Origin of the sequence: Phenylobacterium sp., assembly GCF_016124325.1 — a bacterium.
In the GTDB taxonomy this organism is placed as follows: Bacteria; Pseudomonadota; Alphaproteobacteria; order Caulobacterales; family Caulobacteraceae; genus Phenylobacterium.
The window spans coordinates 39505-65673 of sequence record NZ_WGNY01000026.1; the positions used below are offsets into that span (position 1 = coordinate 39505).

The window sequence follows — 26169 nt, forward strand, 5'->3', positions numbered from 1 at the left end:
GCTGGTGAAAAGGGGGGCCGCCGTCGCCGGCCGCCCCCCTCCGACAAAGTCAGCGGCTGGTTAGGTGGTCGGCAGCGAGGAGCAGGCGCCGGAGTTGCCGGAGCCGAAGTTCGCGGCGTCGCTGTTGCAGGTCCAGCCCTGCCACCAGGTGTCGTTCGCGTCCTTCACGGCGCCGACGTAGGTCGTCTTGGCGAAGAAGGAGCCGAGCGTGGACTGGTCGAACGCCACGACGCCCGTCTCGTTGGAGCCGTTCACGAACAGGCTCGAGAGCGTGGAGGTGAAGTCGTCCTTGTTGTTGTTCGAGCCCGCGCCGAACATCGTCTGCACCTGGGCGGCCGTGTAGCTGCCGGTGCCGATGTACTTGGTCGAGTTGCAGGTCATCACCACCGAGCGCGCCGTCAGCGTGGCCGGCGTCGTGCCCGAGCCGTTCATGCGGATGCACTCGTTGTTCGGGGTGTAGATGATGCTGTTGACCAGCGTGACGTCGGCGTTGCCGCGGTAGAGCACCGCCGCCTGGTCGGCCGCCTCGTTGTTGCTGCTGACCTGGCTCTGGATCATCGTGAAGTTCGACATCTGAAGCTTCGTCCGCGGCGTGTCGGTTTCGAAGCCGTTCGAGTCGATCTCGTTCAGGGCGTCGCCCTTGCCCGGACGCTGGAGCAGCAGGGCGTACTGGACGTTCATCTGGGCGCCCGTGTCGACGTCCAGGCTGTCGTCGTCGGCGCCGACCGCGATGTAGTAGGTCATCTGCGGCGAGCCGCCGAAGTGCTCCGAACCGTCGTCCGAGCTGTTGTAGCTCATGATGTGGTCGAGCTTGGTGCCCGAGCCGACGCCCTCGGTGGTCAGCGACTGCAGTTCGATGTTGCCGCTCAGGACGTAGCCCGAGTAGCGGATCTGGACGTACGACATCGTCCCGCTGCTGTCGGCGCTGTCGGCGCCGCCGAACACCGCGGGATCAACCGCGCCTTCGGTCTGGCGTTCGCAGGTGCCGGCGGCGGTCGAGCCGGTGGTGCAGTCAGTGACCTTGCCGCGGCCCATGAGCACGACGCCGCCCCACTGGCCCTGCGAGGTCTCGGTGTTGAGGCCGAGGATGTTGTCGCGGCTGGTGAAGATGATCGGCTTGGTCGCGGTGCCGACGGCGTTGATCTTGTTGCCGCGGTTGACCGCCAGCCAGGACACGCCCGTGCCGCCGTAGACGATGACGCCCGGCTCGATCGTCAGGGTGACGTTGGTGTCCGACGAGCCCTTGGTGAAGCCGCCGTCCGTGCCGACGTCGACGCGGCCCGGCAGCTGGTAGAGCAGGCCGGCGATCTTGGTCAGGGTGATCGACTTGTTGATGCGCGAGGGCAGGCTGCAGACGCGCCACGTGCCCGTCGGGCCGGTGATCGTGCCGTCGTCCTTCAGGCCCTGAGGATCGGCGATGGTCGGGCAGCCCGACGCCGGCGTGACCGTGCCGCTCGGGGTCGTCGGCGTGGTCGGCGTCGAGGGCGTGGACGGGTTGTTGATGGTGACGTTGCCGCCGGTCCCGGGCGACGAAATGTCGGACGCTCCGTCACAACCGGCCAGCGCCACAGCCGCGGCGGCGGACAGGAGGAATGTCTTCAGCGTATGGCCGGTCATCTTGGGTCTCTCCAACGGCTTCGAACCAGGCGCGCGATGTCGCGCGGACGAACGGCTTCGCCGGAGAATTTCAGCTCCCAGCCCCGCCCTGGGCTCGGACACTTAGGGGTCCTTTGTGACGCCTCCCCCGCAGAATTGTGACGCTTCTGATTCCGTTGTCGGAAAGCCACGCCATGTAGGAAAAATAGTTCGCGACGCGATGCTTCGGCCGCACTCGGCGCAAGGGGATGCGAACGTCGGAAAAGCGCGCGCGGCGGCGAGCCATGGATTTTCGCGGAGCGGCCCCTGAGTATGGGCGTCGACACGCGAGCAGACTCAGCGGGGGGCCCCTTTCGATGAAGCTCCGGATTCCGAATCTCCTCGACACCATCCCCGAGGTGGGGGGCCTCTACCTGGCGGCCTTCCTCGGCGGCTCGCTGGGCGTCGGCCGCTTCGAACATTGGGACCTGGCCGACTCGCTGTGGTGGGGCGTGGCGACGGTGACGACCACCGGCTATGGCGACCTCTCGCCCGAGACGCTGCCCGCGCGCGTCATCGCCGGCTTGCTGATGGTGGCCGCCTGGGTGTTCAACATCCTGCTGGCGGGCCTGGTGGCGGCCCGGCTGATCGTCGATTCCGACGCCTGGACGCACGAGGAGCAGGAAGAAGTGAAGAGCAATCTGCGCACGATCCTGCGGGAGATGCGCGAAGCGCGCCGGGCGGAGCGGTCGGAATGATCCGGCTGCTGCTCAACATCCTGTGGTTCATCCTCGGCGGCTGGATCTCGGGCACGGCCTGGCTGATCGCCGGCGTGATCCTGGCGATCACCGTCATCGGCATGCCGTGGACGCCCGCGGCCTTCCGCATCGCGGGTTTCAGCTACTGGCCGTTCGGCAAGGTGGTGGTCGACCGCGATCCCGGCGTCAGCAGCGGGTGCCTCAACATCCTGTGGCTGGTGCTGGCCGGCTGGTGGCTGGCGCTGCATCACATCCTGATCGCCGCGGCGCTGGCGGTGACGATCATCGGCATCCCCTTCGCCTGGCAGCACGTGAAGCTGGCCGGCCTGGCGCTGATGCCCGTGGGCAAGGCGGTGGTGGAGGTCTGACGGGCGGCCCCCTCAGCGCGGCTTCCGCCCGCCTGCCGTGTGATCGACCGGGCAGACCCGCCGCGAGCCGGTCTGGCGGAACGGCGACAGGCGCAGCTTGGTCTCGTGATCGGGCGCGCCGCGCTGGCCCTGCGGGTGCAGGCCCCGGTAGTAGAGCTTCTGCCACTGGTCGGAGGGCGCCTTGGGGTTGGTGCGGTGGACCCATTCCTGGAAGGCGGCGCGGGCGGCGCTCCAGCCGTCGTAGGATTGCAGCAGCTCGGGATTGTCCTCCATCGGCCGCAGTTCGGGCTTCAGCCCGTCGACCACCCCGCGCGGGGTGGGGAAGAAGAAGCAGAACGGCTCGTTCTCCTCGAACCGGATCCAAACGTCCGGCCGGGTGAAGCGCCAGTTCATCGTGAAGGTGTAGGGCGACCAGTCGGTCTCGATGACGCCGGCCAGCGGCGCGATGCCGTCCTTGATCCCGTTCGGCGGCCCGCCGACCCACAGGTTCCAGCCCTCGGACGTGCGGATCACCCCGTCGACGTGGAAGGTGATGACGCCGTTGCCGAACAGGGATTCCGGCAGCTTGCGCGGGTCGGCGCCCTTGTCGGGCACGATCTCGACCGAACCCGTGCCGATGTCGCCGCGCCAGCACGCCGAGAAGCCGCAGGGGCTGAGCACCTCCCAGCCGTGCGAATTGGCGATCGACAGCGGCAGGCAGCGGTAGGCGTAGCTCTCCGGCGTGGCGTCCATCCAGCCGCGCCGGGACGAGGCCGGGACGATCCGCGGCGCCCAGCCCTCGTGCACGTAGCAGGTCAGCTCGGTCTCGGCCTTCCGCGCCGGCGCGCTCCGCGGACGCTCGGGCGCGGACCCCTTCAAACGCTTCGCCATCTCTACCCTCGCCGCCCGCAACAAGACTCAAAACTGCAACAGAACTGCGACACGGCTGCGGAAAAGCCGGGACGTGCGGGGCGGCGATGGGGGACCTGGAGCGGGTGAGGGGAATCGAACCCCTGACATTCAGCTTGGGAAGCTGACGTTCTACCTCTGAACTACACCCGCGCCGTCGGGGCGACGGCGGGCGCCGCCCCGGGGGCGATCCCTTTAGCTCGTCCCGGGCCGCCCCTCAAGGCGCGGGACGCCGGAGGCGTCGGGCCTCAGAACAGCTGGGCGAGGATCAGCACCACGCCCGCCAGGGCCACGGCCCAGGCCGCCGTACGCACCCACGGAAGCCCGACCACATAGATCACCGCATAGGCGGCCCGGCCCCAGATGAAGAGCTGGGCGCCCAGCGCCGTCATGGCGTTCTCGCGGCCCGCCGCATGGGCGACCAGCACGAGCGCGGCGAACAGGACGAGGCTCTCCAGCATGTTGCGGTGGGCGCGGTGCGCGCGTCCGGCCCAGCCGGGATACTCGGCCATGCCGTCGCGGTTGCCCACGAGCACCGGCAGGCTGGACTGGCTGAACGAGCCGGCCACGGCGACCAGCATCTGGATGAGCGTGAGCGCCACGGCGCACACCAGGATCTGAAGCTCGACCGACATGTTGCCTTCCCCGAATCGTCCTTGTTGCGGACGTGCCCGGATATCAGCGGTCGGCGTGCGGCCCGTCAAACCTGGCGAGATTCAACCTCGGGCGCGTTGACCCGGACGCCGGCGGGGGCGCACCATTCGTCGAACACGATAGGCGAGGACACGGGGCGATGGCCGACGGCGAGATGCTGAGCAAGGACGCGCAGGACCGGGCGAGGTTCTGCGCGATGACCGAGGGCACGGCGGAGGACTGGGCCGCGATCGGCCGCGCGGCCGCCGCCCACCGCGGCGAGCATGTGGACCGCATCCTGGCCCACCTGATGCTGCTGAAGGGCGATCACGGCGGGTTCAATGTGGACCGGCTGGAGCATTCGCTGCAGACCGCCACCCGGGCCCACCGCGACGGGCGCGACGAGGAATATGTGGTCTGCGCCCTGCTGCACGACATCGGCGACATCCTGCTGCCGGCCAGCCACGCCGAGCTGGGCGCGGCGATCCTGAAGCCCTACGTCTCGGAGCAGAACCACTGGATGCTCGAGCACCACGGGATCTTCCAGGGCTATTACTTCTTCCACTATATCGGCCTGGATCGCGACATGCGCGAACAGTTCCGCGGCCATCCGTGGTTCGAATACACGGCCCAGTTCTGCCACCTGTACGACCAGAACTCGTTCGATCCCGCCTACGACACCATGCCGCTCGAGGCCTTCGTCCCGATGATGCGGCGGGTGATGGAGGCGCCGAAGCGGTCGATCTACAAGAAGCCGCAGGCGGCCTGACGCCGGCCATGCGCGGTTGGCGTTTCAGCGTAGCGGCGGGGCTGGCGGCTCTGGCCGCGGCCGGCGCGGCGGCGGCCCAGGGCCGCATCTCGCCCCAGGAAGCCATGCAGCTCGCCGGGGCGGCGGGCTTCACCATGCGCGGGACCCAGGCGGTCAACAGCTGCGGCCGGCCCGCCCAGCCGCGCTTCGCCTTCGTCGACCTGAACGGCGACCGCCGGCCCGAGGCCGTGGCCGCCGAGATCGATCCCGTCTGCTATGGCGGCACGGGCGAATCCTTCTCGATCCTCGAGCGCGACGCCACGGGGCGCTGGCGGGCGGTCGCCAGGGGACGCGGGCGGCTGATGCTGCTGAAGACCCAGACCAACGGCTGGCGCGACCTGAGCCTGGAGGGCGGCGGCTGCCAGCCGACCTGGACCTGGAACGGGCGCGAATACCTGATGAGCAAGGGATGCGGGACGACGACCGCCGCCGCGCCGCCGCCCCCCGCCGCGCCGCCTTCCGCCGGCCCGCCCAAGCCGATGGCCGTCAGCGCGGCCGACAAGGAAGCGGCGTTCAAGGCGGCCGGCTTCCCCGCCGTGCGCGGCAGGCACCCGGCCTGCGACAAGTCGACGGAGGCCACCATCGAGTTCAACGACCTGAACGGCGACGGACGGCCGGACGCCGTGGTCACCGACGCCGGGACCTTCTGCTACGGCAACACCGGCACGGGATATGTGGTGGTCGCCAAGCAAGCCAACGGAACCTGGCGCAAGGTGTTCGACAGCCCCGGCATTCCGGAGTTCCAGTCGACCCGCGGGGCCGACGGCTGGCCGGACGTCATCAACGGCGGGCCCGGCTTCTGCTTCGCGCTCCTCCGGTGGAACGGGTCGGAGCTGCGACGGATCGCCTGGAAGCCGCAGGCCCCTAACGCCTGCGCCGGCCGGGACTAAGGGCCCGCGTTCCCGTCCTCGAAGATCTGCTCGATCGGCAGCGCGAACAGCCGGGCGATACGGAAGGCCAGCGGCAGGCTGGGATCGTACTTGCCCGTCTCGATGGCGTTGACGCTCTGGCGCGAGACGCCCAGCCGGTCGGCCAGGTCGCCCTGGCTCCAGTCGCGCTCGGCGCGAAGCACCTTCAGGCGGTTCTTCATCGCCGGGCAAGCCGCGTCCAGAGGCCGTAGATCACGGCGCCCGCCGTCGGCATGAACAGCGCCAGCATGTAGCCGCTGGAGAAGGCCCGCGCGGCGGCCGGGCCCGCATCCGTCGCGGGGAACAGCCAGTGCAGGCCGCCCAGGCCCACGAAAGCATACGCCGGCACCGACAGCAGGAGCCCGGCCAGGCCGCCCACATACCAGGCGCGTTGCTCGCGCCAGCGCTGGTATTCGTCCATCGACCGGTTGAGCCGGATGGCGAAGAGCCCCCACAGGAGGACGAGCGCCGCGGCGCCGGCCGTGCCGGCGATGATGCGCGCGGGCTGGCTCCAGCCCATGGCGACGCCGATGCGCAGCGTCAGCACCATCGCCACGGCGAGGCCCGCGAAACACACGACGCCGATCAAGAGGTTGCGGTGAAGTCGAGATGGACCGCTCATGTCGCGTCTCCTTGTCTTGATGACAAGGAAACATGACATATCAGGCCTGTCAAGGACGCTGGACAAATGTCGGGCTTCGTTGATCGGCCTACTCGCCCCAGACCTTGAAGTGCTTGGAGAGTTTCAGGCCCTGGCGCTGGTAGTGGGAGCCGAGGTCGCCGTAGAGGCGGGTCGGCCGCTCGGTCAGCGGCTCGTAGACCAGCCGGGCCACCGTCTGGCCGTCCTCCAGGATGAACGGCGTCTCGTGGCTGCGCACCTCGAGCACGCCCTTGGAGCCCTTGCCGTGCGCCTCGTCGGTGCCGAAGCCGGGATCGAAGAAGCCGGCGTAGTGGACGCGGAACTCGCCCACCGACGGGTCGATGGGCGTCATCTCGGCCGCCTCCAGCACCGGGATCTCCACCGGCTGCTTCGAGGCCAGGATGTAGAATTCGCCGGGATCGAGCAGGAGCTGGCCGCCCCGCGGGATCAACGGCTCCCAGAAGTCGCGCGGATCGTGGCCGTCCTCGTGGTCGAGATCGACGACGCCGGCGTGGCGGCGGCCGCGGAAGCCGGCGACCTCGCCCGTCAGGTCGACGCCGACGCTCTCGATCCGCAGGCGCTCGGGCACGCCGGCCTTGAGGCGCAGCTGATTGAGGCGTGTGCCCGACCGCACCAGCACCGAGAAGGTCTGGGGCGCGATCTCCATGTAGAGCGGCCCCTCGTAGCCCTCGTCCACGTCGTCGAAGGCGTCGCCGTAGTCGGTGATGACGCGCACGAACACGTCGACCCGGCCCGTGGAGCTCTTGGGATTGGCCCGCGCCGAGACGCCCTTGGGCAGCTTCACCCGCTCCTGCAGCTCGGCGATGTAGACGCAGCCGCGCTCCAGCACCGCGCCGCCGCCCGTGAGATCGAGCTCGTGCATGGCCACCTCGGCGATCCGCTGGCGCACGGTCCCGTGCCTGGGCAGGAACGAGGCGCGCACGCGCCAGGCCTTGCCGGCGAGGCGCAGGTCGAGGCTGGCGGGCTGGACCTGGTCGTCCTCCCACGGCGTGGCGGAGGTGATCGCGCCGGCCGCGATCAGGGCTTCGATGGACTGGCAGGGCAGGATGCCCGGAACGGGGAAATCGCTCATGGGCGGCGAAGCCTTAGCGCAGAACGCGGGTGTTGCAAGGCCTCAGGCGCCGCTCGCGGCCAAGCGGACCTTGACGGGGCGGCGCCCCTGCCGTTCAAGCGGCGTCCTGTTTGCCGAAGGAGGCCGTCATGGCGGAAGATCCGCGCGATTGGGAGATCGAGACCCGGGCGGTGCGCGGCGGCATGATGCGCACGGGGTATGGCGAGATCTCCGAGGCGCTGTTCCTCACCCAGAGCTTCGCCTACGACGACGCGGCCAGCGCCGACGCCCGTTTCGCGGGCGACGCGCCGGGCTTCATCTACCAGCGCTTCGGCAACCCCACGACCCAGATGTTCGAGGACCGGCTGGCGCTGCTGGAAGGCGCCGAGCAGTGCCGCGCCACGGCGTCGGGCATGGCGGCGGTGCACCTGGCGCTGATGGGCCTGCTGAAGGCCGGCGACCACCTAGTGGCGGGCCGCGCGCTGTTCGGCTCGTGCCGCTGGATCGTCTCGAACTGGCTGCCCCGGTACGGGATCGAGACCACCTACGTCGACGCCACCGACCTCGACGCCTGGAAGGCGGCCGTCCGGCCCAACACGCGGGCCTTCCTGGTGGAGAGCCCGGCCAACCCGCTGCTGGAGGTGACGGCCATCGGCGCGGTGGCCGAGATCGCCCACGCCGCCGGCGCGAAGCTGGTGGTGGACAACGTCTTCGCCACGCCGATCTTCCAGAAGCCCCTGGCCCTGGGCGCGGACGTGGTCGTCTATTCGGCCACCAAGCACATCGACGGCCAGGGCCGGGTGCTGGGCGGGGCCATCCTGGGCGGCGCGGAGCTGATGACCGAGGCCTACAAGGACATGGCCCGCCACCTGGGGCCGGCGCTGTCGCCGTTCAACGCCTGGGTGCTGCTGAAGGGGCTGGAGACGCTGGAGCTGCGGGTCCGGCGCCAGACCGAGACGGCGGGCAAGCTGGCCGACCTGATCGCCGCCCACGCCAAGGTGAGGAAGACGATCTATCCGGGCCGTCCCGACCACCCGCAGGCCGCGATCATCGCCAACCAGATGAGCGGCGGCGGCAACGTCGTCGCCTTCGACCTGGGCGACCGGGCCGCGGCCTGGCGGTTCCTCGACAAGCTGGAGATCGTCGACATCTCCAACAACCTGGGCGACGCCAAGTCGATGGCCACGCACCCCTGCACCACCACCCACCGCTCGATGCCCGAGGCCGAGCGGCTGGAGATCGGCCTGACCGAGGGCTGGGTGCGGATGAGCGTGGGCCTGGAAGGCGCCGGCGACCTGGGCCGCGACGTGAGCCGGGCGTTGGACGCGGCCTGAGCGCGTCGAGGAGAGGTGCGGAGCGGTTTTCCGCCCGCGGCGCGCGCCCAACCCGGGTTCAGGCCACCTCGTCCACGGCCGCCAGCAGGCGGGCGATGTCCTGCGGGCGCGAGAGGCGGTGGTCGCCGTCGCGGACCAGGGTGAAGACCACGTCGTCGCCCTTCAGGGTCATCGCCAACTCCAGGGCATGGCGCCAGGGCACGTCGGGATCGTCGCCGCCCTGGAGCACGCGCACGGGAACCTCGATCGGGATCGGCTCGCCGCCGAGGATCGACCAGCGCGCGCCGTCGTCGAGCAGGGCCTGGGTGATCGGATAGGGATCGCCGTATTCGGACGGCCGCAGCCACACGCCGTCGGCGGCGAGGGCGGCACGGCCCTCGGGCGGGATCTCGGGGCCCATGAGCTTCTCGGTGAAGTCGGGGGCCGGGGCGATCAGCACCATCGCCTTCATCCGTTCGCGCCGCGCCAGGGCGGCGAGGCAGGCGATCCAGCCGCCCATGGACGAGCCCACCAGGATCACCTCGCCCGGCGCCAGTTCGTCGAGGGCGGCGAGCGCGTCGTCGCGCCAGCGGCTGATCGTGCCCCTGGCGAAGTCGCCCGAGGACTCGCCGTGGCCGAAGTAGTCGAAGCGCAGGAAGGCGCGGCCCGAGGTCAGCGCCCAGTCGGCCAGGGCCTGGGCCTTGGTCCCGGTCATGTCGGATTTGAAGCCCCCCAGCCAGACCACCGTGGGGCCCGCGCCGTCGACGCGCCGCCACGCCATCCTTTCGCCGTCGGGGCGGTCCAGGAATCCGTTCGTTTCGCTCATGCGCGCCTCTTAGCAGTTCGGGACGAACCAGTTTAGAGAAGCCCCGTGTCGCTGCCTCCCGACTTCACCCTGCTGCAGGTGGTCCCGGAACTGGAAACCGGCGGGGCCGAGCAAAGCACCATCGACGTGGCCCAGGCCGTGGTCCGCGCCGGCGGCACGGCGCTGGTCGCCACGCGCGGCGGGCGCATGACCGCCCGGCTCGAGGCCGACGGCGGGCGCATGGCCCAGATGCCCGTCCAGACCAAGAACCCGCTGGTGATGCTGGGCAACGCCGCGCGGCTGGTGGCGCTGATCCGCCAGGAGAAGGTTTCGATCGTCCATGCGCGGAGCCGCGCGCCGGCCTTCTCGGCCCTGTGGGCGGCGCACGCGACGGGCACGCCGTTCGTGGCCACCTATCACGGCGTCTACAAGGCCAGGTCGGGCCTGAAGCGCTGGTACAACGCGGTGATGACGCGGGGCGATCTGGTGATCGCCAATTCCGAGTACACGCGCGACCACGTGCTGGCCGAGCACCATGTCGATCCCGCCAAGGTGGTGACCATTCCGCGCGGCGTGGACCTCGACCGCTTCGACCCCGGGTTCGTGACCGCCAACCGGATCGACGACCTGCGCCACGCCTGGGGCGTCGGGGCGGACGGCCGGACCCGCATCCTGCTGGCGGGCCGCCTGACCCGCATCAAGGGCCACCTGATGATCGTCGAGGCCGCGCGCCGCCTGGTCGCGCAAGGCCGCCGCGACTTCCAGATCCTGTTCGCCGGCGACGACCAGGGCCGCACGGGCTATGCGGCCGAGGTGCAGGCCGCGATCGACGCGGCGGGCCTGGACGACGTGGTGAAGATCGTCGGCCACTGCGACGACATGCCGGCCGCCTATCTGCTGGCCGATTTCGCGATCCTGCCCACGAGCGTGCCGGAGAGCTTCGGGCGCGCGGCGGTCGAGCCGCAGGCGATGGGCCGCCCGGTGATCGCCTCGGACCACGGCGGCGTCACCGAGACCGTGGTCAACGAGGTCACGGGCTGGCTGGCGCCGGTCGACGACGCCGAGGCCTGGGCCGCGGCGCTGGCGCGCGCCATCGACCTGGGCCCCGGCAAGCGGGCGGACATGGGCGAGATCGGCCGCAACCGGGCCCGCCAGCTCTATTCCGCCGACGCCATGTGCGCGGCCACCCTGGCGGCCTACGAACACATCCTGGAGGCGCGCGCCTGATGCCGCGGCAGATGGAGCGCATCCTGGTGATCAAGCTGTCGGCGCTGGGCGACTTCGTCCTGGCGCTGGCGGCGATGAAGCGGATTCGCCAGGCCCACCCGAAGGCGCACATCACGCTGCTGACCACGCCGCCCTTCGAGGCGCTGGCCAGGATCTGCCCCTACTTCAACGCGGTCGACACCGGGGGCCGGCCCGAGAGCTTCCGCGACTGGATGGCCCTGCGCAAGCGGCTCAAGGCCGCCGGCTACGACCGGGTCTACGACCTCCAGACCTCCTCGCAGTCGAACCGCATCTTCCAGATCCTGCGGCCGAACCCGCCGGCCTGGTCGGGGATCGCGCTGGGCTGCTCCCTGCCCCATGGCAACACGCTGCGGAACGGCATGCACACCCTCGAGCGGCAGGCCGACCAGCTGATGTACGCCGGCATCTGGCCCGACGCGCCCACCGAGCCCGGCGCCGCGCCGCCGCCCGACCTGTCGTGGGTGCTGAAGGCGGCGCCGCCCGAGCGCCCGGTGCCGGGCTCGAACAAGCCCAGGCCCTATGTGATGTTCGTCCCCGGCGGTTCGGCGCACCGCCCTGAGAAGCGCTGGCCGGTCGAGAAGTATTCCGAGCTGGCCCGCATCCTCTACGCGCGCGGGTTCGACATCGTGGTCATCGGCGGCCCGCAGGAGACCGACCTGGCGCACGCGATACAGCGCGCCGCGCCGCGAGCCCGCGACCTGACCGGCCGCACCGACTTCGCCTCCGTCGCCATGCTGGGCGCCAAGGCGGCGCTGGCGGTCGGCAACGACACCGGCCCGCTCCACCTGGCGGCCGCGGCCGGCGCGCCCACGATCGTGCTGTTCTCCAAGGCCTCCGACCCGGCGCTGTCGGCGCCGCGGGGCCGCGTGGCCATCCTGCGGTCGGACAACCTAGCCGACCTGCCTGTGGCGCAGGTGGCGCAGGCGGTCAATTCTTTGGTCCCGGCCACCGCTGCGGGTTGATACGAAGGGGCCCGTTGGTCATATACTGATCAGACGATCGGAGCGCTTCTCGCGTCCCGGCGTTTTTTGCGTTTCAACAGCCCGGAGCACTGCCTATTCGCCGCCCCATGCAAGCGCCGCCCGTCAAGGAAGGGCCGCGCATGAACGAAGATATCCGCGTCCCTCGCGTCCTGCTGATCGACCAGCACGGCGAGAAACAGGGCGTGATGCCGACTTCGGCCGCCATCGAGGCCGCCGAAGAAGCCGGACTCGACCTTGTCGAGATCGTCCCCAACGCGGATCCGCCCGTCTGCAAGATCCTGGACTATGGCAAGTTCAAGTTCCAGGAGCAGAAGAAGAAGAACGAGGCGCGCAAGCGGCAGAAGGTGGTGGAGATCAAAGAGATCAAGCTCCGCCCCAACATCGACAGCCATGACTACGAGGTGAAGGCGCGGTCGATGAACCGCTTCTTCGAGGAAGGCGACAAGGTGAAGATCACCCTGCGCTTCCGCGGCCGCGAGCTGGCCCACCCGGAACTGGGGATGAAGCTGCTCCAGAAGGTGAAGGCCGACTTCGAGCCGGTCGCCAAGGTCGAGTACGAGCCGCGGATGGAAGGTCGTCAGATGATCATGATCCTGGCGCCGCGGTGAGCCTGACGCATTTTCGGATTTTCGGAGCGGTCGCCCTCTCGGCGGCCGTTTTCGCGTCGGGGGCCCTCGCCGCCGATCCGGGCGACGCCCCCTACCCGCCGTTCAAGATCGGCGAAGGCCTCTATTACGTCGGCTCGGCCGACTACGCCGCCTACCTGATCGTCACCAAGGCGGGCCTGATCCAGCTGGACGGCGGCGACGCCGAGACCGGCAAGCAGATCGTCGCCAACATCCGCACGCTGGGCTTCGACCCGTCGCAGGTGAAGATCCTGCTCAACACCCACCAGCACTTCGACCACGCCGCGGGCCTGGCGGCGATCGCGAAGGCCGCGCCGGGCGCCAAGCTCTACGCCAGCGCCGCGGACGGGGCGGTGATCGCCGCTGGCGGACGTGGGGATCCGCTGCTCAAGGCCGAGCGGTTCTACTACGAGCCGGTCCCGGTGGCCGTGACGCTGAAGGACGGCCAGCAGGTCAAGCTGGGCGGCTGGACCCTGACCGCCCACATCACCGGCGGGCACACGGCGGGCTGCACCACCTGGACCTTCCCCGTGACGGTGGCCGGCAAGACGCGCCAGGCCCTGGTCCACTGCTCGTCGACGGTCCTGCCCGGCTACAGGATCGGCAAGGTCGAGACCTGGCCCGGCCAGACCGCCCAGTTCGAGAAGAGCTTCGCCACCTGGAAGGCCCTGCCCTGCGAGGTGTTCCTCGGCTCGCACGCCTCGTTCTACGGCATGCAGGCCAAGAAGAAGGCGCTGGACGCCGGCAAGGCCGACGCCTTCGTCGACCCCCAGGGCTGCAAGGCGTTCTACGCCAAGACCGAAGCCGCGTTCCGAACCGAGCTGAAGAAGCAGAACCCCTAGGCCAGGCGCGGCCCGGAAGGTGTGGCCGCACGCCAACGGTGAACAGCGATCTGTGTGGCGCCGGCGCCGCAAGGCTTGCCGCGAGCGGCCAGCGCGCCTAATTCGCCGTCCATGTCAGAAACGCCGCCCAGGCAGGCGACCCCGCCGCCGTGGGCGGCGCTGTCGCTCATCGGCCTGATCTTCCTGAACATGCTCGGCTTCGGGATCATCGTCCCGTTGCTGCCCTTCTACGCCAAGTCGTTCGATGCGCCGGCGTGGCAGATCGCGCTGATCTTCTCGGCCTTCTCGGTGGGCACCTTCTTCGGCGAGCCGTTCTGGGGGCGGCTGTCGGACAAATACGGCCGCAAGCCGCTGCTCATCTCCACGATCTGCGCCAACGGGCTCTGCTACCTGGCGCTGGCGTTCGCGCCCAACGCCTGGGCGGCGTTCTTCATCCGCCTGTGCGGCGGCCTGTTCTCGGGCAACGGCTCGATCATCCAGGGCTACATCGCCGACGTGACGCCGGCCGAGCGCCGCACCCGTTCCATGAGCTGGATGAGCGCGGCCTGGAACGTGGGCCTGATCGTCGGCCCCTGGCTGGGCGGCGTCTTCGCCAAGCCGTCGCTCGGCCATGTGGGCTTCCAGCTGCCCCTGTTCATCTCGGCGAGCCTGTTCGGCAGTTCGGCGCTGGCGATCGCGCTGTTCATCAAGGAGAGCCGCCAGCGGGACAAGGGCGCGACCTACCGCCCGAGCCGGTGGGTGGCGACCGGCGAGGCCGCACGGCACCCGGTGATCGGGCGCCTGATGCTGGTCACCTTCCTGGTCGGCTTCGCTTTCACGGGCATCGAGTCGATCTTCGGGCTGTGGGCGCAGGACCGCTATGGATGGGGCCCGCGCGAGATCGGCTGGGCGTTCATGTTCGTGGGCGTCGCCTCGGCGTGCACCCAGCTCCTGCTGACGGGGCCCCTGTCCGAACGGTTCGGCCAGGCGACCATGCTGGCGGTCGGCATGGCGATCACGGTGGTCTGCATCGGCCTGCAGCCATTCTCGACCGGCGGACCGATGACGATCGCCCTGATGAGCCTGTCGGCCATGGGGCAGTCGGTGGCCTGGCCCAACGTCAGTGCGCTGATCTCGGAGACCGCGGACCCCTATCGGCAGGGCCAGATCCTCGGGCTCAACAACGCCATGGGCGCCCTGGCGCGCGTGGTGGGGCCCTTCTGCGCGGGTCTCAGCTTCGCCAGCATCTCGATCAACGGCCCGTTCTTCCAGGGCGCGGCGTTCGTCATCCCCGCCATCTTCCTGTCGATCAGCGCCGGTCGGCGGGCGAAGGTCTGGCGCGCGGCCCAGCCGGCAGGCGGACAGCCATGACCCTGGCGGAAGAGCGCCGCGCGCTGATCGTCCTGCTGACGGTGATCTACCTGATGATCGCCGGCTTCGGCCTGGTGATCCCGCTGCTGCCCTTCTTCGCGCAGGCGTTCGACGCGCCGGCGTGGCAGGTGACGCTGCTGTTCTCCGCCTTCTCGGTCGGCCAGTTCCTGGGCGAGCCGTTCTGGGGGAAGCTGTCGGACCGCATCGGCCGCAAGCCCGTGCTGATCGTGACCATCACCATGGTCGGCGTCAGCTACGCCGCCCTGGCCTTCGCGCCGAACATCGCCGCGGCCTTCGCGATCCGGTTCCTGAATGGCCTCTTCGCCGGCAACATCTCGACGCTCCAGGGGGCGTTGGCCGACATCACGCCGCCCGAGCGGCGGGCGGGCCGCATGGGGATCATGGGCGCGGCGTTCAGCGCCGGCTTCTCCACCGGTCCGGCGATCGGCGGCCTGCTGGCCCAGCCCAGCCGCGGCGCCCTGGGATTCCAGCTGCCGCTGCTGGTGGCGGCGGGCTTCGCGCTCGCCTCGGCCCTGGCGGTGGTGCTGCTGGTGCGCGAGCACCGCCCCGACCGACCGAAGGCCGTGCGCCGGGTGCGCTCGGCCCGCCTGCGCGAAGGCTTCGCGCACCCGATCATCAGCCGCGTGGTGATGATCAGCTTCATCGTGGTGATCGGCTTCGCCGGCATCGAGGCCACCTACGGGCTATGGACCGAGCAGCGGTTCGGGTGGGGCCCGCGCGAGATCGGCCTGGCCTTCATGCTGGTGGGCGTGGCCGGGGCGGTGTTCCAGGGCTGGCTCTGCGGCCGCCTGGCGCGCGCCTTCGGCGAGGCCCGCACCCTGACGGGCGGCCTGGCGTTCATGGGCCTCGGCCTCGTCGTGCAGGGCCTGTCGCCAAGCTGGCCGGTGGCCATGATCGGGTTCCTGCTGGTGTGCCTGGGCCAGTCGATCTGCTTCCCGAACGTTTCGGCGCTGATCTCGCGCTCGGCGCCGGCCGACCGGCAGGGCGAGATGCTGGGCCTGAACATGAGCGGCATGGCGCTGGCCCGTATCGTGGGCCCCGTCGCGGCCGGACAGGCCTTCTCGCTGATCCAGCCGGGCGCCCCGTTCGCGATCTCGGCGCTGCTGATCCTGCCCGCCCTCTGGTTCGCCTCGCGGATCATCGCCGCCGCCCCGCTCCGGCCGGCCTGAGGGCGTCCAGACCGTCCGACCCCCTGCGGCCTTCCGACGCCTGTTCGTCGTCAAGGCGCAGCTTTACCTTCCGCTTACCATGTCTTCGACGGACGAGAATTTCGATCGGGAGGAACTGGAGCGGCTTCGCCAGAGCGAGGCGCGCTACCGCCTGCTCGCGGAAAGCGCCAGCGACCTGATCATCCAGTACGACGCCGAGGGCGTGATCCAGTACGCCTCGCCGTCGGCCGTGGTATTCGGCTACCGGCCGGAGGAACTCGTCGGCCGCAAGATCTTCGACTTCGGGCACCCGGACGACAACGAAGCGCGCCGCAACCGGCTGCGGGCCACGCGGGACGGGGTGGAGCCACGCGGGGGTATCGAGAACGAGCGCCGCCTGCGGCACGGCGACGGATCCTGGGTCTGGACCCAGGGCAACCCGACGGTCCTGCGCGACGCCGACGGGCGGGTCACCGGCGTCGTGACGATCCTGCGCAACGTCACCGAACGGCGAGCCCTGGAGGAGGAGGTCACCGCGCGACGCGCCGAAGCCGCCGAAGCCGTCGCCGCCCGGGCCGAACTCCTGGCCAACGTCAGCCACGAAATCCGCACGCCGCTTACGGCGGTGGTGGGCTTTGCCGGCCTGCTGGCCAAGATGGCGGACCTCCCCGATCGGGCGCGGACCTACGCCGATCGCATCGGCCGGAGCGGCGAGGCCCTGGCCGCGATCGTCACCAACGTGCTCGATCACTCGCGCGTCGAGGCCGGTCAGGTCCAACTGAGACCCGCGATCATCGACGTGACGGACCTCATCGAGGACGCCGTCGCGGTCGTGCAGGACAAGGCGCGCGGAAAGGGGCTCGCGCTCGACATCAGGATCGCGCCCGGGACGCCGCGCCGGCTCCTGGTCGACGACGGCCGGCTGCGGCAGGTCATCCTCAACCTGCTCACCAACGCCGTGAAGTTCACGCCCGCGGGGGGCGTCACGGCGGAGGTCGGCTACGACGCCGGCGAGGCGCGCCTGCTGGTGCGCGTGCGCGACACCGGGATCGGCATCGCCCCCGAAGCGGTCGGCCAGCTCTTCAAGCGGTTCTCCCAGGTGGGGAGGCGCGACGACAGGGGCCTGGGCGGCGTCGGACTGGGCCTGGCGATCTCCAAGGGGCTGGTGGAGCTGATGGGGGGCGAGATCGGCGTGGAGAGCGTCGAGGGCCAGGGGTCGACGTTCTGGTTCGCCGTGCCCGCACCGGCCGCGACCGGCGAGAACACGCCCAGGCCGGAGGAGGACGCGGCACCGGCGCTGACGCCGTTGCGCCTGCTGCTGGTGGACGACGCCCGGCCCAACCGAGAGCTCATCATGGCGCTGCTGGGGCCGTTCAACATCCGCATCACGGAAGCCGCGGACGGCGCGGCGGCGGTGGACGCGGCCCTCCGCGAGCCGTTCGACGTGGTCCTCATGGACCTGCAGATGCCCGGGATGGACGGCATGGCCGCGGCCCGAGAGATCCGCAAGGCCGCGGCGCCCAATCAGCGCACGCCGATCCTGGCGGTCAGCGCAAGCGTGCTGCCGAGCGACGTCGAAGCCTGCCACGCGGCGGGGATGAACGACCACATCGCCAAGCCGATCGACGCCCGCGAGCTGGTGGGCAAGATCGCCCGGTGGACGACGGCCGAGGCGCACCAACCGGCCTGAGCCGCGCCGGCGACCATGATAGTCTGCCGCGCGACAGACATCCGGAGCCGACGCCTTGCTCGCCATGGTTCTCAAGGCCCCGCGCACGCCGCTCGTCGCCGAGGTGTGTGACGACCCCGAGCCGGGGCCGGGCGAGGTGCGCCTGAAGGTGCGGGCCTGCGGCGTCTGCCGCACCGACCTACACGTGGCCGACGGCGACCTGCCCCAGGTGCGGGCCAGAATCGTCCCGGGCCACGAGATCGTCGGCGTCGTCGAGGCGATCGGCCCGGGCGTGAGCGGCGTGGTGATCGGCGAGCGGCGCGGCGCGCCCTGGCTCGGCGGAACCTGCGGCGTCTGCCGCTACTGCCTGGAGGGCGAGGAGAACCTCTGCGACAACCCCGCCTTCAACGGCTGGACCCGTGACGGCGGCTATGCCGAGAAGGTGATCGTCCGGGCCGACTTCAGCTTTCCGTTGCCCGAGGGCCTGTCCGATCTGGAGGCGGCGCCGCTGCTGTGCGCCGGCCTGATCGGCTACCGCTCGTGGCGCAAGGCGTGCGAGGGCCGGCCCGTTCGGCGGCTGGGCCTCTACGGCTTCGGGGCCGCCGCCCACCTGCTGGCCCAGCTCGCCATCCACGAGGGTCAGGAGGTGCTGGCCTTCACCCGGGATGGCGACGCGCCGGCCCAGGCGCTGGCGCGCGAACTGGGCTGCGCCTGGGCCGGAGGCTCGTCGGAGACGCCGCCGGACCTGTTGGACGCCGCCATCATCTTCGCGCCGGTCGGCGCGCTCGTCCCCGCGGCGCTGAAGGCGGTGCGCAAGGGCGGGATCGTGGTCTGCGGCGGCATCCACATGAGCGACATCCCCGCCTTCCCCTACGACCTGCTGTGGGGCGAGCGCCGCCTCGTCTCGGTGGCGAACCTGACGCGCGGGGACGGGCTGGAGTACCTGCCGCTCGCCGCCAGGGCCGGCGTGCGGCCGCGCGTCGCCGCCTATCCGCTCGCCCAGGCCAACAGGGCGCTGGACGACCTGCGCGAAGGCCGCTTCGCCGGCGCGGCCGTGCTGACGCCCTGAGGCGCGATCAGCCGTCGCTCAGCAGCGGGGCGCGCAGTCCACCATGGGAGAGCATGAGCCCGGCGGCCCGCCCATAGATGTCCCAGGTGTCGGCGGCGAGCTTGGTGTTCGCCTCCATCACCGAAGCCGGCGTCGGGGAAGCGCTCACGGCCGACAGATAGTCGGTCCAGGCGCCGCAGGCGCACTCCCAGATGCAGAGCGCTTCGCGGGCCTGCATCTCCATCAGGTTGTGCGCCGGAGCGGGCGGTTGCTCTGAGACTGCGTTCATGGCGATCCTCCTCCTGCCAATGCCGGCCCTTTCGCGGTCAACGGGCGCGCGCCGCGACAGGTTGCGACACAAGACGGGTCGCGGCGTCGCGGACCCGGGATACGACGTCCTCGTAGGCCTCGCGGCCGATATCCGAGACCATGCCGCCGAAATGGACGTGGTCGGCCACCTCCAGCCCGCACACCCCCGCGAGGTGCGCGTCGAACAGGCGCGAAAGCGTCTCCAGGGCCCCGGTCTCCTTCACCCAGAAGTCGGGCGCGCCCGACGTGGTGAAGCTGATCAGGCGCCGGCCACGCAGCGCCGGTTCGGTGCCGCCGAAGCCGGGCTTGAAGCCGAACCCCATGCTGAACACCCGATCGACGTAGCCCTTCAGGATCGCCGGCGGCGCGTTGAACCAGAGCGGATAGACGAAGGCGAAGACGTCGACGTCGGCCAGCAGGGCCCGCTCGTCGACGACGTCGGCGCCGAAGTGCGGCTCGCCAGGCCCGGGTATCTCCTCGGCCTTGAGGCAGGGGTCGAAGCCCATCGCGTAGAGGTCGCGGAGGATCACCTCGTCACCGCCCTGGCGCACCGCCGCGGCATAGGCCTTGGCGACGGCCGCGTTCAGGCTGTCGGAAGCCGGATGCGCCAGGATGACCGCGTGCTTCATCGGGACCCTCGGGAGGTTCAGCGCGCCGTATAGCCGCCGTCGACCACCAGCTCGGCGCCGGTGACGAACTTGGCCTCGTCGGAAGCAAGATACACGCACGCCCAGGCGATGTCGTCGGGTTCGCCGAGGTGGCCGAGCGGATGCAGCGTGGCGATCTGTTCCCGGGCGACCTCGGGGTCATCCTGCCCGCCCAGGAAGCCTTCCACCATCGGCGTCCAGATGTACCCCGGATGGATCGAGTTCACGCGAATCCTGTCGGGCGCGTAGATCAGGGCGTCGGTCTTGCTCATCAGGCGAACCGCGCCCTTGGACGCGTGATAGGGCGGCACATCTGGCCCGCCGACCAGGCCGTAGATCGACGACAGGTTGATGATGCTCCCGCCGCCGGCCCGCCGCATGTGGCCGACCGCGTGCTTCACGCCGAAGAAGACGCCCTTGACGTTGACCGCCTGGACCCAGTCCCACTCCGCCTCGGTGAGCTGGTCTGTCGGCTTGTTGGCGCCCGCCACGCCGGCGTTGTTGACCAGGATGTCGAGCTGGCCGAAGTGCGCGGCGGCCTCGTCCAGCACGCGGGCCACGTCGGCCTCACGGGTGACGTCCAGAGCCCAGAACCGGGCCTTGAAACCGCGGCCGCTCAGCTCGGCGGCGAGCGCAGTCCCCTCCTCCACCTTGGTGTCGAACAGGGCGACGGCGGCGCCTTCCCCGGCCATCCGGATCGCCGTGGCCCGGCCGATCCCGAGCGCGGCGCCGGTGATGGCGGCGACCTTTCCGCGAAGACGGTCCATGAGCAGGCTCCTGGCGGTTCGGAAGCAATCCTGCGCCCGACGCCGCCGAAGCGACTTGCGGTTGATCAATCCGCCAGCGGATTTTCCGAGCGCCGTGTGAACCCCAGGGCCACGAGCGCCGCGCCGGTGGTGGCCAGGGCGGCGCAGAGCAGCAGGGACACCGCCTCGGACGTCCGCTCGGGCAGGCCGGCGGCGAGCAGGCCGGCCGCCGCCAGGCTGGTGAGGGCCGAAGCCAGCATCCAGCGCCAGACCGCCAGGGGCCGCAGGTGCAGGGCCGCGGCGAGCTGGAAGGCCCCGTCCACCACGAACGCGGCGGCCAGCAGCAGGGCCGCGGCGAGCGCGCCCGCCGTCGGATGGAAGGTCAGCCACGCGCCGAGCCCCGCCGCGGCGAGCGCCGCCGCCGCTCCGGCCGCCCGGAGCGGGCCGGTGAACATCAGGAGCGCGAACCCCAGCATCAGCGCGCCCGCCAGCCAGAGCGCCCAGCCGCTGGCCGCGCCGATCAGCATCGACGCCTTGCCCGGAGAGAACGCCACCGCGAGCGCCAGGCCCAGAAGCGCCAGCCCCACGATCCCCGCGGGCCGCCTGCGCGAAGCATGCAGGTTGGCGGGTCGTGGCGCCGCCGCTGCGCTGACCGCGCTCACGGCGCAGGCTCCTGCGTATCGCCCAGCACGTCCTCGACATACAGCATCCGGACGACGACGTAGGCCACCACGGCCAGCGGCGTGGCGAAGAGCACGCCGAGAGGCCCGAGAAGCACGCCCATGGCCAGCACGGCGAACAGGGTCACGGCCATCGGCAGCTCGACCATCTGGCGCAGCACCAGCGGGGTGACGACGTTGGCCTCGAACTGGGAAGCCCCGAGGTAGACGACGCCCGTCCAGGCCAGGGTCTGGAAATCCTGTCCGGCGGCGACGATGAGGCCCGGCACGGTCGCGGCCATCGGGCCGACCACGGGCACGAACTGGCCGAGCCCCGCCACCACGCCGAGGGCGAAGGGCGATGGAACGCCCGCCAGCCACAGCCCGAGGCCCACCGTGACGCCGACTAGGACCATCGAGATGAGCTGGCCGACCAGCCAGCGGTTCAGCGCCTTGCCGCAGGCGTCGAAGACCTGGGCCATGCGCGGTCGCCGCCCCACCGGGACCAGCCGGAGCAGGCCGCCGACATAGGTCTGCGGGTGGAAGGCCAGATAGAGCCCGGCGAACAGCACGATCACCGCCGCCGTCGCCGCGCTGGCCCACTGGCCGATCAGTTGCGAGCCCAGGGTGACGATCATGCCGTCGGGCTGGCGGAGACGCTGAAGGTCGTCGAGCACGTAGGCGCCGACGCGCGAGGCCGAAAGCCGCTCCTGCAGGGCCGCCCAGGTGCGTGGCAGGAGCTCGCCGAGCGCCGCCATCTGCTGGCCGATCTGCTGGCCGAACAGCCACAGCGTTCCGGCGATCGCGACGCCCATGACCACGACCGCCACCGCGAGCGCCGGCTGCCGGCCCATGCGGGCGCGCTGGACGAGCGGTTCGGCCAGGGCGTGCAGCAGGATGGCCACGAGCACCGCGCCAAACGCCAGCAGGATGACGTCGGCGAGACGCCAGATCAGGAAGCCCAGGGTCGCGGCCACGATCAGGGCCATGGCCGCGGGCAGGCGCGCCCGCCGCGCCTGCGGCGGTCCCGGCGTCAGTGGGACATCAGGACGGGGCAAGGCGGAGCCTCCAGGACCCCGGCGGTCGCGCCGCCGAGAACGAACTCCCGCAGGCGCGCGTGGCCGAAGCCGCCCATGACCAGGAGCCCGACACCGGCCTCCACGACGTAGTTGCGGATCGTGCGCGAGATCGGCCGGCCGTCGGCCGAGCGCGCGTCGACCGTCGCGCTGACGCCGTGCGCGGCGAGGTGGCGGAGCAGATCGTCGGCGACGGCCGGTCCCACCTCCGGCTTCTCGTCGGTCACGACCAGGATGCGGACGCTCCCGGCGCGGACCAGCAGCGGCAGGGCGTCGGCCACGGCGCGCGCGGCGCGCGCCCCGCCGTCCCAGGCGATCGCGATGACGTCGAAACCGTCACCCGGCGTGATCTCCACCTCCTCCGGATAGACCATCACCGGACGGCCCGAGCCGAACAGCACGGCCTCAGCCAGCTCGCGATCGTCGAGCACGGCCGGCCCCAGCGGGAGGAGACAGAGGTCGCGCGTATGGGCCGCGGCGCACAGCGCCGAGCCTTCCTCGTACATGCGCGCCGTGAGCGTGCGGACCTCGATCGGAACGCCGGCCTCGTCGGCGGCGACGCGCGCGCACCCCTCGATGTGCCGCGCCGCGGCGACGCTGCGCCCTTCCTCTTCCTCCACCAGGCGCTCGATGTGGATCAAGGCGTCGGCGAGGCGGCTGCGCAGCGAGGGTATGTCGACGCGAACCGGCGCCATACAGACGCCGCCGCCCAACCGGCGCGCCAAGGCGACGCCGCTCCGCACCGCCTTGTCCGGCGTGGCGTCGGGGTAGGTGAGCGCCCCCAGCAGCAAGTCGCGATAGGTCATGCGCCGCTTATGTCCGGGCTCGCCGACACGCTCAACCGTCAATGGCTCAGCAGCACGCAGCAGGGCGGGCGATGAATGAGCTCGTCCGTCACCCCGCCGAACGCCCACTCGGCGACACGGTTGTGGCCGTAGGCGCCGCAGGCGATCAGGTCCGCGCCGTTGGCGCCGGCGATCTTGGCCAGCTCCTGGGCGACGCCTTCCGGCGCGCTCGTCGAGACGTGAGCTCGCGCCGCGACGCCGTGGCGCTGCAGGCTGGCGGCGACGTCCTCGGCCTGGAAGCGGGCTTCCTCGATGGCGTCGTCGTCGCAGACCGCGGCGACGATCACGTCCTTGGCGCGCGCCAGGAACGGCATGGCGTCGGCCACGGCCCGCCGGGCTTCACGCGTGTCCTTCCAGGCGACGACCACCGCGCGGCCCTTCGGGGCGGCGCCGCCTTCGGGCACGATGAGCACCGGGCGGCCGGCGTGCATGACGAGCTCCGCCGGATCCGCGCAGAGCGACGGGCCCAGCCGGCTGCGCGGGCTGGCGACGATGAGATCGGCCGCGCGCGCGACGCTCGCCATGGCCCGGGCCGGAAAGGCCTGCACCGAACGCCACTCGACGTCGGCGCCGGCGGCGTCGCGCCGGAAGGCGGCCTCGGCCGCCTTGAGGTCGGCGTTGATCTGCTCCTGAACGAGCGAGACCCACTCGCCGGCCGCGTAGCCAAAGAACGGATCGACCGTCGGCGTCGGATCGAAGGTCTCGGCGCCCAGGCCGATCAGCCGCGCGCCAAGGTCACGTGCCAGCACGGCGGCGGCGTGGACGCGGGTCGTCGCGCGGGCGGCGGGCTCGGCATGGACCAGCAGACTGGCGATGGCGGGGCCGGACGCGGCGGCCTTGGTCTGGAGCGCAACCTGATCTTTCGTCGAGGTCATCTCAGCCTCCTTGCGACATGTCGGATATTGTAAGCGCAATGTGGGCGGCCGGCGCGCGTTCGCAGCCGGAAACCTGAGCAGAGGGGTACGCTCGACCGCGGCGACCGGGAACTTGGGGCGGCGCCCTAAGTAGCTATACGGAGGTTTTGCAGCCGGCGCGTTTCTGGTCTGGATCGCGGTCTGCGGGGCCCCGCACGCATGGCGCCTCGGCATAGGAGAATCGGCATGGAACTGACGGGAACCACCTGGATCGTGGCGGCGGACGGCGCCGAGGCGCGGTTCTTCGCCGAGCCCATGCGCGCCGGCCCGGTCCACGAGCTGACCGACTCCCGCATGCGGGCCGGGCATGAAGACCACGCCCCATCCCACCAGCACGGCACGGTCCACGAGCGCGGAGGCGTCGGACGGCACGGCGCCGGCGACGAGACCTCGCCCAAGCAGGAGACCGAGGACCGGTTCCTCAGGCGGGTGGCCGATCGCCTGGCCAAGGCGGCCCAGCATGGCGACTACGAACGCCTGGTGGTGATGGCGCCGCCGCACGCCCTCGGCGTCCTGCGCCAGGCCCTGCCCCCGGCCGTCGCCGCGAAACTCGAGGGATCCGATCCGCACGAGCGGGTGAAGGAGACCGCCGACGACATCCGCCGCCACCTGCACGACGTCCGCGCGCGAGCCTGACGGGGTGACATTCGACCTGACGTTCCACGGCGCGGCCGGCTGCGTAACGGGATCATGCGCCCAGCTGCGGACCGACCGGGGCAACGTGCTCGTGGACTGCGGCATGTTCCAGGGCTCCAAGACCCTGAAGGCCCTCAACTACGAGCGGTTCCCCTTCGATCCGGTCGAAATAGACGCCGTCCTTCTGACCCACGCCCACATCGACCATTCCGGGCTGCTGCCCAAGCTGATGCGCGCGGGATTCAAGGGGCCGATCCACGCCACCGCCGGCACGGCCGACCTCTGCGCCGTCATGCTGCCCGACGCGGGCGACATCCAGGAAAGCGAGGTCCGCCAGCTCAACCGCCGCAACGAGCGCCGCGGCCGCCCGCCGGTGGAGCCGATCTACACCGCGCGCGACGCCGAGCGCACGATCGAGCTCTTCAAGACCGCCAAGCTGGGCCGGGAAGTCCGCGTGGCGCCGGGCGTCACGGCGGTCTACTGGGAGGCTGGCCACATCCTCGGATCGGCCTCGATCGAGGTGCGCGTCGAGGCCGGAGATAAGCCGGTGAGCCTGCTGTTCTCGGGCGACCTCGGCCCGGGGGGACGCGAGTTCCAGCCCGATCCCGAGGGGCCGTCGGGCGTCGACCACCTGATCATGGAGTCGACCTACGGCGCCCGCGCGCGGACGCTGATCGACCCGGCGACGCGGCGGCGGATGCTGGCGCAGGAGTTGCGCGACGCCCACCGCGCCGGCGGCCCTCTGCTGATCCCGGCCTTCGCGGTGGAGCGCTCGCAGGAGCTGCTGGCCGACATCCAGATCCTGATGGACGAGGGCGAGGTCCCGCAGACCGACATCTTCCTCGACTCGCCGCTGGCCATCGAGGCCACCGAGGTGTTCCGCCGGCGGGGCTGGAGCAAGGCGCGCGGGGCCAATCCGTTCGAGCGGCTGCGCTCGGCCGGCCGCCTCCAGTTCCTGCGCGAGCCCTGGGAAAGCGACCGCCTGGAGCGGCTCTCGGGCTGGCACATCATCATGGCGGCCAGCGGCATGTGCGACGCGGGCCGGGTGCGGAAGCACCTCAAGCGGCTGCTCTGGCGGCGCGACGCGACCGTGCTGCTGACCGGCTTCCAGGCCGCCGGCACGCTGGGCCGCCTGCTGTCGGACGGCGCCAGCATGGTGCGAATCCAGGGCGACCACATCTCGGTCCGCGCGCGCATCCGCTCGCTCGACGTCTATTCCGCCCACGCCGACGCCGCCGGCCTCGAGGCCTGGGCGAAGGCGCGCGCGCCTGTGTCGGGCAAGCTGTTCCTGGTGCATGGAGAGCCCGAGGGGCAGGAGGCGATGCGCGCCCGGCTGGCGGGCGACGGCTTCGCCGCCGAGCAGATCATCATCCCGTCCCTGGACGACCGCTTCGCGCTCGATCACGACACGGTGGTGGCGCAGGCCGGCGCGAGCCGCCTCAAGCCCGGCGCCGCGGCCCGGACCGACTGGCACAACGCCCGCGCCCAACTGCTGCTCGACCTCGAAGCCAGGCTCGACGCCCTGCCGAGCGACGCCGAGCGGGAAGCCCTGCTCGCGCGCCTGTCGAAGTCGCTGGCCTAGGTTGAAGACCCGCTCGATAGCTTGAAGACATTTCAGGCCGTCATGGCCCGGC

The 26169-nt window shown here is 71.0% G+C and carries 29 protein-coding genes and 1 tRNA gene; 15 read left to right on the top strand and 15 right to left on the bottom strand.

Features of this window, described 5'->3' with window-relative positions; all coding sequences use genetic code 11:
• Positions 1–60 precede the first annotated feature (60 nt).
• Complete coding sequence (locus GC203_RS15355; protein WP_293456190.1) at positions 61–1617, bottom strand: hypothetical protein; 1557 nt, start codon at positions 1615–1617, stop codon at positions 61–63.
• A 335-nt stretch (positions 1618–1952) separates the two neighbouring features.
• On the opposite strand from GC203_RS15355, the gene GC203_RS15360 reads away from it, so the two are divergent.
• Complete coding sequence (locus GC203_RS15360; RefSeq protein WP_293456192.1) at positions 1953–2333, top strand: potassium channel family protein; 381 nt, start codon at positions 1953–1955, stop codon at positions 2331–2333.
• On the top strand, positions 2330–2701 hold the full coding sequence (locus tag GC203_RS15365) for a YccF domain-containing protein (RefSeq protein ID WP_293456194.1): 372 nt from the start codon (positions 2330–2332) through the stop codon (positions 2699–2701). Before GC203_RS15360 ends, GC203_RS15365 begins: the two co-directional genes overlap by 4 nt.
• Positions 2702–2713: 12 nt before the next feature.
• On the opposite strand, the gene GC203_RS15370 is transcribed toward GC203_RS15365, so the two are convergent.
• The 3 genes from GC203_RS15370 to GC203_RS15380 all read right to left on the bottom strand — a co-directional run bounded on the left by GC203_RS15370 (position 2714) and on the right by GC203_RS15380 (position 4224).
• Positions 2714–3571, bottom strand: a complete 858-nt coding sequence (locus GC203_RS15370; protein ID WP_293456196.1) for a DUF6065 family protein — start codon at positions 3569–3571, stop codon at positions 2714–2716.
• 96 nt (positions 3572–3667) lie between these two features.
• Positions 3668–3742: transfer RNA gene (locus GC203_RS15375), tRNA-Gly, on the bottom strand.
• A gap of 95 nt (positions 3743–3837) precedes the next feature.
• The gene (locus GC203_RS15380) at positions 3838–4224 is read right to left on the bottom strand and encodes an MAPEG family protein (RefSeq protein ID WP_293456199.1); all 387 of its coding nucleotides are present in this window, start codon (positions 4222–4224) and stop codon (positions 3838–3840) included.
• 158 nt (positions 4225–4382) lie between these two features.
• Here GC203_RS15380 and GC203_RS15385 point away from each other — a divergent pair, with 158 nt between their 5' ends.
• Together GC203_RS15385 and GC203_RS15390 are read left to right on the top strand one after the other, a co-directional pair.
• Complete coding sequence (locus GC203_RS15385; RefSeq protein WP_293456202.1) at positions 4383–4991, top strand: HD domain-containing protein; 609 nt, start codon at positions 4383–4385, stop codon at positions 4989–4991.
• Positions 4992–4999: 8 nt separating this feature from the next.
• Positions 5000–5920 (top strand): hypothetical protein, encoded by a 921-nt coding sequence (locus GC203_RS15390; RefSeq protein ID WP_293456205.1) that lies wholly within the window; start codon positions 5000–5002, stop codon positions 5918–5920.
• On the opposite strand, the gene GC203_RS15395 is transcribed toward GC203_RS15390, so the two are convergent.
• The 3 genes from GC203_RS15395 to GC203_RS15405 all read right to left on the bottom strand — a co-directional run bounded on the left by GC203_RS15395 (position 5917) and on the right by GC203_RS15405 (position 7671).
• Entirely contained in the window at positions 5917–6120 is a 204-nt protein-coding gene (locus GC203_RS15395; protein ID WP_293456207.1) for a helix-turn-helix transcriptional regulator, read from the bottom strand. The two genes, GC203_RS15390 and GC203_RS15395, sit on opposite strands and share 4 nt — an antisense overlap.
• The gene (locus GC203_RS15400; protein ID WP_293456209.1) at positions 6117–6560 is read right to left on the bottom strand and encodes a hypothetical protein; all 444 of its coding nucleotides are present in this window, start codon (positions 6558–6560) and stop codon (positions 6117–6119) included. Before GC203_RS15400 ends, GC203_RS15395 begins: the two co-directional genes overlap by 4 nt.
• 88 nt (positions 6561–6648) lie before the next feature.
• Complete coding sequence (locus GC203_RS15405; protein ID WP_293456211.1) at positions 6649–7671, bottom strand: 2'-deoxycytidine 5'-triphosphate deaminase; 1023 nt, start codon at positions 7669–7671, stop codon at positions 6649–6651.
• A 128-nt stretch (positions 7672–7799) separates the two neighbouring features.
• Between GC203_RS15405 and metZ the strand changes: the two genes are divergently transcribed.
• On the top strand, positions 7800–8984 hold the full coding sequence (metZ, locus tag GC203_RS15410) for an O-succinylhomoserine sulfhydrylase (protein WP_293456213.1): 1185 nt from the start codon (positions 7800–7802) through the stop codon (positions 8982–8984).
• 58 nt (positions 8985–9042) lie between these two features.
• On the opposite strand, the gene GC203_RS15415 is transcribed toward metZ, so the two are convergent.
• On the bottom strand, positions 9043–9789 hold the full coding sequence (locus GC203_RS15415; protein ID WP_293456216.1) for an alpha/beta hydrolase: 747 nt from the start codon (positions 9787–9789) through the stop codon (positions 9043–9045).
• 45 nt (positions 9790–9834) lie between these two features.
• Here GC203_RS15415 and GC203_RS15420 point away from each other — a divergent pair, with 45 nt between their 5' ends.
• The 8 genes from GC203_RS15420 to GC203_RS15455 all read left to right on the top strand — a co-directional run bounded on the left by GC203_RS15420 (position 9835) and on the right by GC203_RS15455 (position 18724).
• Entirely contained in the window at positions 9835–10995 is a 1161-nt protein-coding gene (locus GC203_RS15420; protein ID WP_293456220.1) for a glycosyltransferase family 4 protein, read from the top strand.
• On the top strand, positions 10995–11978 hold the full coding sequence (locus GC203_RS15425) for a glycosyltransferase family 9 protein (protein WP_293456223.1): 984 nt from the start codon (positions 10995–10997) through the stop codon (positions 11976–11978). The genes GC203_RS15420 and GC203_RS15425 overlap by 1 nt, the downstream gene beginning before the upstream one ends.
• 107 nt (positions 11979–12085) lie before the next feature.
• Positions 12086–12607 carry a translation initiation factor IF-3 gene (gene infC / locus GC203_RS15430; RefSeq protein ID WP_293456226.1) on the top strand — a complete coding sequence of 174 codons (522 nt, stop codon included), beginning with the start codon at positions 12086–12088 and terminating at the stop codon, positions 12605–12607.
• A complete protein-coding gene (bla, locus tag GC203_RS15435) occupies positions 12604–13467 on the top strand; it encodes a subclass B3 metallo-beta-lactamase (protein WP_293456229.1) in 864 nt (287 codons plus the stop codon). Before infC ends, bla begins: the two co-directional genes overlap by 4 nt.
• A 111-nt stretch (positions 13468–13578) precedes the next feature.
• Entirely contained in the window at positions 13579–14817 is a 1239-nt protein-coding gene (locus GC203_RS15440; RefSeq protein ID WP_293456232.1) for an MFS transporter, read from the top strand.
• Positions 14814–16007 carry an MFS transporter gene (locus GC203_RS15445; protein WP_293456235.1) on the top strand — a complete coding sequence of 398 codons (1194 nt, stop codon included), beginning with the start codon at positions 14814–14816 and terminating at the stop codon, positions 16005–16007. Before GC203_RS15440 ends, GC203_RS15445 begins: the two co-directional genes overlap by 4 nt.
• 79 nt (positions 16008–16086) lie before the next feature.
• On the top strand, positions 16087–17676 hold the full coding sequence (locus tag GC203_RS15450; protein ID WP_293456238.1) for a PAS domain-containing hybrid sensor histidine kinase/response regulator: 1590 nt from the start codon (positions 16087–16089) through the stop codon (positions 17674–17676).
• A gap of 64 nt (positions 17677–17740) precedes the next feature.
• Entirely contained in the window at positions 17741–18724 is a 984-nt protein-coding gene (locus GC203_RS15455) for a zinc-dependent alcohol dehydrogenase family protein (RefSeq protein ID WP_293456318.1), read from the top strand.
• Between the two features lie 7 nt (positions 18725–18731).
• On the opposite strand, the gene GC203_RS15460 is transcribed toward GC203_RS15455, so the two are convergent.
• The 7 genes from GC203_RS15460 to GC203_RS15490 form a co-directional block, all read right to left on the bottom strand.
• Complete coding sequence (locus GC203_RS15460; RefSeq protein ID WP_293456241.1) at positions 18732–18992, bottom strand: hypothetical protein; 261 nt, start codon at positions 18990–18992, stop codon at positions 18732–18734.
• Between the two features lie 37 nt (positions 18993–19029).
• Positions 19030–19641, bottom strand: a complete 612-nt coding sequence (locus GC203_RS15465) for an NAD(P)H-dependent oxidoreductase (RefSeq protein ID WP_293456244.1) — start codon at positions 19639–19641, stop codon at positions 19030–19032.
• 17 nt (positions 19642–19658) lie between these two features.
• On the bottom strand, positions 19659–20426 hold the full coding sequence (locus tag GC203_RS15470; RefSeq protein ID WP_293456247.1) for a glucose 1-dehydrogenase: 768 nt from the start codon (positions 20424–20426) through the stop codon (positions 19659–19661).
• A 65-nt stretch (positions 20427–20491) separates the two neighbouring features.
• Complete coding sequence (locus tag GC203_RS15475; protein ID WP_293456250.1) at positions 20492–21067, bottom strand: DUF308 domain-containing protein; 576 nt, start codon at positions 21065–21067, stop codon at positions 20492–20494.
• Positions 21064–22122, bottom strand: a complete 1059-nt coding sequence (locus tag GC203_RS15480; protein WP_293456253.1) for an AI-2E family transporter — start codon at positions 22120–22122, stop codon at positions 21064–21066. The genes GC203_RS15475 and GC203_RS15480 overlap by 4 nt, the downstream gene beginning before the upstream one ends.
• The gene (locus tag GC203_RS15485) at positions 22098–22946 is read right to left on the bottom strand and encodes a universal stress protein (protein ID WP_293456256.1); all 849 of its coding nucleotides are present in this window, start codon (positions 22944–22946) and stop codon (positions 22098–22100) included. Before GC203_RS15485 ends, GC203_RS15480 begins: the two co-directional genes overlap by 25 nt.
• 38 nt (positions 22947–22984) lie before the next feature.
• On the bottom strand, positions 22985–23860 hold the full coding sequence (locus GC203_RS15490; protein ID WP_293456259.1) for a universal stress protein: 876 nt from the start codon (positions 23858–23860) through the stop codon (positions 22985–22987).
• Positions 23861–24085: 225 nt separating this feature from the next.
• Between GC203_RS15490 and GC203_RS15495 the strand changes: the two genes are divergently transcribed.
• Positions 24086–24535 (top strand): host attachment protein, encoded by a 450-nt coding sequence (locus GC203_RS15495; protein WP_293456262.1) that lies wholly within the window; start codon positions 24086–24088, stop codon positions 24533–24535.
• A 4-nt stretch (positions 24536–24539) separates the two neighbouring features.
• Complete coding sequence (locus GC203_RS15500) at positions 24540–26117, top strand: MBL fold metallo-hydrolase (protein ID WP_293456265.1); 1578 nt, start codon at positions 24540–24542, stop codon at positions 26115–26117.
• The last annotated feature ends 52 nt before the right edge of the window (positions 26118–26169 follow it).

What these genes read in the sequence shown, in the direction of transcription:
- GC203_RS15355 (WP_293456190.1), bottom strand. Translation starts at nt 1,617, where the DNA reads ATGACCGGCCATACGCTGAAGACATTCCTCCTGTCCGCCGCCGCGGCT.
- GC203_RS15360 (WP_293456192.1), top strand. Translation starts at nt 1,953, where the DNA reads ATGAAGCTCCGGATTCCGAATCTCCTCGACACCATCCCCGAGGTGGGG.
- GC203_RS15365 (WP_293456194.1), top strand. Translation starts at nt 2,330, where the DNA reads ATGATCCGGCTGCTGCTCAACATCCTGTGGTTCATCCTCGGCGGCTGG.
- GC203_RS15370 (WP_293456196.1), bottom strand. Translation starts at nt 3,571, where the DNA reads ATGGCGAAGCGTTTGAAGGGGTCCGCGCCCGAGCGTCCGCGGAGCGCG.
- GC203_RS15380 (WP_293456199.1), bottom strand. Translation starts at nt 4,224, where the DNA reads ATGTCGGTCGAGCTTCAGATCCTGGTGTGCGCCGTGGCGCTCACGCTC.
- GC203_RS15385 (WP_293456202.1), top strand. Translation starts at nt 4,383, where the DNA reads ATGGCCGACGGCGAGATGCTGAGCAAGGACGCGCAGGACCGGGCGAGG.
- GC203_RS15390 (WP_293456205.1), top strand. Translation starts at nt 5,000, where the DNA reads ATGCGCGGTTGGCGTTTCAGCGTAGCGGCGGGGCTGGCGGCTCTGGCC.
- GC203_RS15395 (WP_293456207.1), bottom strand. Translation starts at nt 6,120, where the DNA reads ATGAAGAACCGCCTGAAGGTGCTTCGCGCCGAGCGCGACTGGAGCCAG.
- GC203_RS15400 (WP_293456209.1), bottom strand. Translation starts at nt 6,560, where the DNA reads ATGAGCGGTCCATCTCGACTTCACCGCAACCTCTTGATCGGCGTCGTG.
- GC203_RS15405 (WP_293456211.1), bottom strand. Translation starts at nt 7,671, where the DNA reads ATGAGCGATTTCCCCGTTCCGGGCATCCTGCCCTGCCAGTCCATCGAA.
- metZ (WP_293456213.1), top strand. Translation starts at nt 7,800, where the DNA reads ATGGCGGAAGATCCGCGCGATTGGGAGATCGAGACCCGGGCGGTGCGC.
- GC203_RS15415 (WP_293456216.1), bottom strand. Translation starts at nt 9,789, where the DNA reads ATGAGCGAAACGAACGGATTCCTGGACCGCCCCGACGGCGAAAGGATG.
- GC203_RS15425 (WP_293456223.1), top strand. Translation starts at nt 10,995, where the DNA reads ATGCCGCGGCAGATGGAGCGCATCCTGGTGATCAAGCTGTCGGCGCTG.
- infC (WP_293456226.1), top strand. Translation starts at nt 12,086, where the DNA reads ATGCAAGCGCCGCCCGTCAAGGAAGGGCCGCGCATGAACGAAGATATC.
- GC203_RS15440 (WP_293456232.1), top strand. Translation starts at nt 13,579, where the DNA reads ATGTCAGAAACGCCGCCCAGGCAGGCGACCCCGCCGCCGTGGGCGGCG.
- GC203_RS15445 (WP_293456235.1), top strand. Translation starts at nt 14,814, where the DNA reads ATGACCCTGGCGGAAGAGCGCCGCGCGCTGATCGTCCTGCTGACGGTG.
- GC203_RS15450 (WP_293456238.1), top strand. Translation starts at nt 16,087, where the DNA reads ATGTCTTCGACGGACGAGAATTTCGATCGGGAGGAACTGGAGCGGCTT.
- GC203_RS15455 (WP_293456318.1), top strand. Translation starts at nt 17,741, where the DNA reads ATGGTTCTCAAGGCCCCGCGCACGCCGCTCGTCGCCGAGGTGTGTGAC.
- GC203_RS15460 (WP_293456241.1), bottom strand. Translation starts at nt 18,992, where the DNA reads ATGAACGCAGTCTCAGAGCAACCGCCCGCTCCGGCGCACAACCTGATG.
- GC203_RS15465 (WP_293456244.1), bottom strand. Translation starts at nt 19,641, where the DNA reads ATGAAGCACGCGGTCATCCTGGCGCATCCGGCTTCCGACAGCCTGAAC.
- GC203_RS15470 (WP_293456247.1), bottom strand. Translation starts at nt 20,426, where the DNA reads ATGGACCGTCTTCGCGGAAAGGTCGCCGCCATCACCGGCGCCGCGCTC.
- GC203_RS15485 (WP_293456256.1), bottom strand. Translation starts at nt 22,946, where the DNA reads ATGACCTATCGCGACTTGCTGCTGGGGGCGCTCACCTACCCCGACGCC.
- GC203_RS15490 (WP_293456259.1), bottom strand. Translation starts at nt 23,860, where the DNA reads ATGACCTCGACGAAAGATCAGGTTGCGCTCCAGACCAAGGCCGCCGCG.
- GC203_RS15495 (WP_293456262.1), top strand. Translation starts at nt 24,086, where the DNA reads ATGGAACTGACGGGAACCACCTGGATCGTGGCGGCGGACGGCGCCGAG.